This is a genomic window from Methylobacterium sp. E-066, from assembly GCF_022829635.1.
Classification (GTDB): Bacteria; Pseudomonadota; Alphaproteobacteria; order Rhizobiales; family Beijerinckiaceae; genus Methylobacterium.
The window spans coordinates 1-5,709 of record NZ_JAKSYO010000076.1 but is presented as its reverse complement, the minus strand read 5'-3'; the positions used below and the strand labels follow the sequence as shown (position 1 = coordinate 5,709).

Annotated in this window: 5 protein-coding genes; all 5 read left to right on the top strand. The window is 59.5% G+C overall.

Annotation, left to right across the window (positions count from 1 at the left end):
* Positions 1-895 precede the first annotated feature (895 nt).
* The 5 genes from MKL20_RS08555 to MKL20_RS08535 all read left to right on the top strand — a co-directional run bounded on the left by MKL20_RS08555 (position 896) and on the right by MKL20_RS08535 (position 5,591).
* Complete coding sequence (locus tag MKL20_RS08555) at positions 896-1,162, top strand: hypothetical protein (protein ID WP_244036323.1); 267 nt, start codon at positions 896-898, stop codon at positions 1,160-1,162.
* Between the two features lie 126 nt (positions 1,163-1,288).
* Complete coding sequence (locus tag MKL20_RS08550) at positions 1,289-1,642, top strand: hypothetical protein (protein ID WP_244036322.1); 354 nt, start codon at positions 1,289-1,291, stop codon at positions 1,640-1,642.
* A 493-nt stretch (positions 1,643-2,135) separates the two neighbouring features.
* The gene (locus MKL20_RS08545; RefSeq protein WP_244036321.1) at positions 2,136-4,004 is read left to right on the top strand and encodes a hypothetical protein; all 1,869 of its coding nucleotides are present in this window, start codon (positions 2,136-2,138) and stop codon (positions 4,002-4,004) included.
* 1 nt (position 4,005) lies between these two features.
* The gene (locus tag MKL20_RS08540) at positions 4,006-5,163 is read left to right on the top strand and encodes an ATP-binding protein (RefSeq protein WP_244036320.1); all 1,158 of its coding nucleotides are present in this window, start codon (positions 4,006-4,008) and stop codon (positions 5,161-5,163) included.
* On the top strand, positions 5,160-5,591 hold the full coding sequence (locus MKL20_RS08535; RefSeq protein WP_244036319.1) for a TniQ family protein: 432 nt from the start codon (positions 5,160-5,162) through the stop codon (positions 5,589-5,591). Before MKL20_RS08540 ends, MKL20_RS08535 begins: the two co-directional genes overlap by 4 nt.
* The last annotated feature ends 118 nt before the right edge of the window (positions 5,592-5,709 follow it).

The window sequence follows — 5,709 nt, the reverse complement described above, 5'->3', positions numbered from 1 at the left end:
ACGTCCGTCGGCAGAACCGGCTCGATCACCGCCCACTCTGCATCCGTCAGGTCAAACCGCGCCATCCTCGGTCCTCCATTCGAAGAACCAACGACGCCCCGACCAAACCGTGCCACCCGTTATGGGTTCACGACCTAGTCCATGCGAAACACCCTCGTGTCGCCCGGTAACCAACTGCGCGCGATCGCGAAGCTTCGCGAGCATCCCGGCTGGATGGAGATAGGCCGTCTATCCGGGGACCTATCGGGCTCTTGCGCAGAACCGATCGAGGTGATCCTGGCACTCGCCTGCTTAGGTCGGATCGAGATCGATCTCAGCCATGGTTTCTCGCCCGACACGCAGGTGAGGCATCGATCCGCCCCGCAGCGAAGCCTGCCCATATCCACGGGGCTACCGGCCGTCCCGGCTTAGCAGCCGCGGCGAGATCGAGCCCAGGGCGCGGCAAAATAATCTAAGCCGCCTCAGACCTGAAAGCCGGGTTTGCCGGTCAGCGTCTTCGGTCGGCGCGATCCTTGAGATCCGACTGCTCCCCAGGGGGGAAAGCCCTGTCGGATCTACCCACGCAGGCAACTCGAAAACCAACTAAATGATTCATCCGGAGTCGAAATTCGCGTTTTGCGATTTTCAGGCCTTGTCGCCATGCTGGCCTCAACAGCCAAGCCCGGAGGCAATCATGTAGCTCAAAAAAAATGCGTGGCCGTTGGAAGCGGCCACGCACTCTTCGATCGACCAACGGTCAATCCGTCGTAAGCAAGCGGATTCTTGCCATGGACGCGCCCCGCCCGCAAGCGGGCGCCGCCATGCGCGCCGACGGTCGACACCTTTTCAACAGCCATTCTCAAAGGCCGGAGGACCCTCGTTCCCGGTCGACGGGATTGCTTTGCCGAGTCGACCCATGGACCTCGAAACCGCGCTCCTCGACCTACCGCCGTACCTACCCGTCTTCGAACCGGCGTACTGGAACGACCCGGAAGAAAGTCTTGCAACTCGACATGTCGCGCCGCGCTCGAAAGGTTCGGCCCGGGCGACTCTACCGATCACTTCCGGAGACGCTTACCGCATCATCAGTGTAGAGAGTGGCCTCGAATACAACTGGGCCGTTGTAATCGATGGATTGCTGCGACCAGAATATATGGTCGAACAGCCAGAATCGATCGTATAATATGATATCGACGGTATCGAACGTGAGCATACGTTTGATTTTTTTATAAGAATAATTACTGCTCGGCGCATCTACATACAGGTTAAGCCCCTCGTATTCGTCGAGCGTGGCTTCTGGGATTCGACGATGGGACTGATCGCGTCGCAATTGCGCGCGGATCAGGCGGACGAGGTGCTGCTGCTTACTGAGGTGGACCTCCCTCCCGACACGATCGCGAACGCGAAGCTGCTTCGCTACGTGCGCCGCTGTCCTCCGCTTGCGGCGGAAGACGTCGTTCTCGATCTGCTGGCAGCTGCCGGAGCAACGCGGACGATCGATGAACTCGTCGCCGCAAGCGGTCTCGGTGGCGCGGCCTTCGTCGCCGCCCTGCGCCTCATCGATCGTGGTTGGCTCGTCGTCTCCTGCGAGGGTCGTATCGGCTACGGCAGCCGCGTTTCTCTCGCCACCGGTCTGTCCGAACATCTGCAGGGGCTGAACTAATGGCCGCCCGCAATCCGCTCGCCGCGATCACGCCGATCGACGACGGTGCCCGTATCCACGCGTGGGGAGAGGTATGGAGGCTCGTCAAGACCACTGCACGAGGTCACAAATTAAAACAGGTCCACAATCCGGGCGCTACGGCATTCATCACGCATGTATAATTCAACGCGGAATCATTTAGGCCGACCTTTAAGTATGAAGCCGAATATTTTCGCCCGCGCTGTGTGGTGGAGCGTGCTCGTAGACATCCGCTTTCCATCTCGCACTTACCAAAGAAAGATCAAAACGATGTCGGATTCAAAATTGAATGCATCAAGGAGTACTATAAACTATATTATGAAAAAAGATATCGCGTACTGGTGATGGATACAAGCGTGCTGCGGAACTGATATCCATCGAGCTTGGTCTTCTGAAGAAGAAGCTCAATCGCGACGTCAACGATCCGACCCCGCCCCCGAAGAAACGTGGCTGCCGCAACAATGTCGATGCTGCTTTGAACGGCAGCGTTCTGCGGCGTTGGGTTGAGCGGCTTGAGCAAGCGGATTGGGATCTTACCGCGTTACGTGATGGCCGATACAAATCAGGAAATCGTGATTGCCGTTTCACTGATGAAACGAATAAAATTCTTGAGGAATATTCATTTGAATACTGTAAACCACATTGTCCGACAAGAGATATTGTTTATCAAGACTTCGTGATTGCATGCAACGCGCTTAACAATCGCCGTCGCAACGAGGGAAGTCGTCTCGAAGAAACGCCTTCCTTCTCTCGTTTCTGTCTGGAGGTCGCCAAGATCGACGGGCGGGAGGTCGATTTCGCGCGCCTTGGGCACGAGGCCGCACACCGCAAACGTAAGCTCATCGGCACAGGACAGGACGTCTACTACGCTCTCGAGCGGGTGGAAATGGATTATTATGAGGTCGATCTACACGTTCTCCTCGTGGATACTGAAGTTTGGAAGCATCTGTCGCCGAAACTTCGTAGTGGAATCGAGCGTAGTCGGTGGTATCTCTGCGTAGCGATCGACGTCGCATCTCGATGCATCCTCGACATGAGGCTGACGCGGAGTGAGAGCTCGCAAGGCGCGCTCGAGACGCTGCGCATGATTTTCTACGATAAGACTAGTATTGGTCGGGCGGCGGGCGCTCTCAGTCCCTGGGATCAGCATGGGTCGCCGATAAAGGTGGCGACCGATCAGGGGGCAGCCTTTGTCAATTCGTGGTTTCAGTTCCGCTCGGCCTCGTTGTTGGTCGACGTCTTCAACCCTCCTGCTGCCCAGCCGCAGCTCAGGGCCTTCATCGAGCGGTTTTTCAGAACCGTCCTTAAAGGATTGTTGAAGCGGTTCGAGGGGAATACGGGCGGAAGCATCAAGGCGCTTGGCGACTATCCGGCTCAGCTTCGGGCCGTGCTGACGATCGAGCAATTCTCGCAACTGCTGATCCGCTGGTGCGTCGACATCTATCACAACAAGAAGCACGCCGGCCTTGGTGGCGAGACACCGCGCGATGCATGGGTGCGGCTGACTAAGCTATTGCCGCCCATGCCCGCTCCGGATCCCAGCAGAATGCGGATCAGTTTCGGGATCGACGTGACGCGACCTACCCGGATGACGGGCATCCGCGTCCTGGGTTTGGACTACAGTTCCGAAGAACTGCAGGCTTGGTGCCGTCGCAAAGGCGATACCGAGGCGGAAGTGAAGCTCGACCCGTACAATCTGGGTGCGATCTCGGTCCGCCTGGATCCGGACAGCATCGAATGGAAGACGGTCCGGTGCAGGACGAAATTCATGGAAGGGCGGCGGCTGGACGATTGGATCCTGGCCGCGGGCGAGCTTTCCCGCATTTACGACAACGTCGCGCAGATGCGACTGCCGATCATCTTGAAGACGATCGAAGAGATCGAGATGACGCATCGCAACGCCGTCGAAATCGCGGAGATTGAGGGTGTTGAGTACGATTCTGATTTAATAAAGCACTACGAAGATAAACTTAGCATCGGTTTCTCAGTCCCTCCGACAGAAGAAGTCTCAGAATACGATGTTGCGACGCCGCAGATTTATCCGTCGCAGTCCTCCCCGACAGGGACGCTGCCAACGAGCTTCGCATTTTCGGTCAGGCGCAGTTTCGCCGTCGGAGCGTCTCGCGTCGTCGCCGGCTCCTCACCGTTACCGTCGGTCCGCTCGACATCGGCAGCTGCTGTTCCGGTCGCCGACCGGCCGGCCGTGTCTACCCCCAGCACCCCAAGCGTGCCGGATCGTTCGGCGGCGCCCGAGGCGGACGAGGCCAAGAGCGCGTCCGTTCCGGATGCAACTGAGCCCGCCGGCCACCGCCGGAGGCGAACCGCCGTGAAACTGGAGAGATGAAGTGAGTAGCGACGTTGCTCTTCCCCCGAATGAGCCGGCTCGCCAGCCGGCGTATTCAATCTCTATCAAGAGGTTGTTGCGCGGCGTGCGCCGGATGTTCCTGCCCTCCCCCGGGTATGAACTGCTCGCCATCCAATTTGACCGGTTGCTCGACGTCGTGGGACTGGTGCCCGGTCCAACTATCGAGGTACCGTTGAAGATTGCCGACGCCCGCCACGTCGAAAGCGGTCGGGTCGCGGACGACGACTTCGATCTCGAAGTAGACGACGCTGATGCGGATGAGGAGGCCGACAAGCCCGAGGGGAGGATTCTGGTCCTGACCGGGGAGACCGGTGCCGGCAAGTCCCGTTCTCTCAAGAGATTGTTCAGGGAGCGCCGCGAGCACGTGGAACAGGTGCTCGTATCGATCGTCGCGCCTTCGCCGTGCACCTTGATGCAACTCGGCCGCAAGCTGCTTCCGGAACTCGGCTACCCCATCCAGCGCGACAGGAAGGAGCATTTGATCTGGGAGGACGTCAGACGCCGCATCGATGAGCGGGGCATACGGATCGTCCATATCGACGAAATGCAGCACGTCACTCAAACGGCGAACTCCGACCAGAAGAGGCGCGTCCTCAACACCATCAAAAGCCTGATCCAGGACCGCGACAAACCGATGCTGCTCATTCTGTCGGGAACTTGCGAACTCGCGGACTTTCTCCGCACCGACGGTCAGGTGTACCGGCGCTGCAAGTTCGTGGAGTTCAAGCGGCTGACGATCCCAGGTGATGTCGACTTGATCGCGGACACCCTGGAGGATCTGATCGAGGGCACCTTTCTCAAGCTCGATCATACGATCGTCGAGGATCTGGCCGCTCGCCTGATCCACGCCGCCAACTACGCGCTCGGCCTGGCGATGGAGATCGCCTGCGACGCGATCGAAGAGGCGTTCCTCGAAGGCGATGGCAAGCTTCGTCCGAGCCATTTTGCCGAGGTCTACCGGTCTCGAAGCGGGTGCCCGACTTCCTCGAACCCCTTTCTCGCGGTTGGGTGGCGGGAAACGGATCCACAACAGGTTCTGGATCGCCCACGCGCAGATGTCGAGCCGACGAAGCCGAAAGCTTCGAAAGCCCAGGCGCCGGCCGTCCGCAAGCCGAAGAAGCCGGGCAAGTCGAAATGAACGGCAGGCGTCTGCATCCCACGCTGCCGCATCTGGCGGGGGAGGCTCCGACCTCCCTCGCCTCGCGGCTGGCGCAGCTACATCTGACCAACAATGCCAGCGCGAGGTCCTTCTGTGCCGACATGGGGATCGATTTCAGACGTGTCGTCGACGGACAGCCGGATGCCTTGACGGCGCTCGCAGATCTGGCGGGTGCAGATCCGGCCACGCTCGCCGCCGAAGCGTTTCGTCGCGTGCCCGAGGGACATCTCTTTCGAGGCGAACGCCTCCCGAAGAGCAGTCTCCTCAGGACGTCTCTGCGCTTCTGCCCCGCATGTCTCCTCGACGATTGCTCCGGCGCATCGAAGCCCGAGGTGATGGCCTATGGCCGGACGGTCTGGTCGATAGCCGCGATCCGCACCTGCCTGTGTTTCGGCGTGCAACTTTGACCCCGTGAGGCGGGGGATCGGCGTCCAATTCTGACCCCCTAACCTCGTTCTCGCAGACTGCCCTCCGGTACGGCCGGAAGGGTGGTGTAGGGGGATGAAGGGCGTGGACACGATTGCG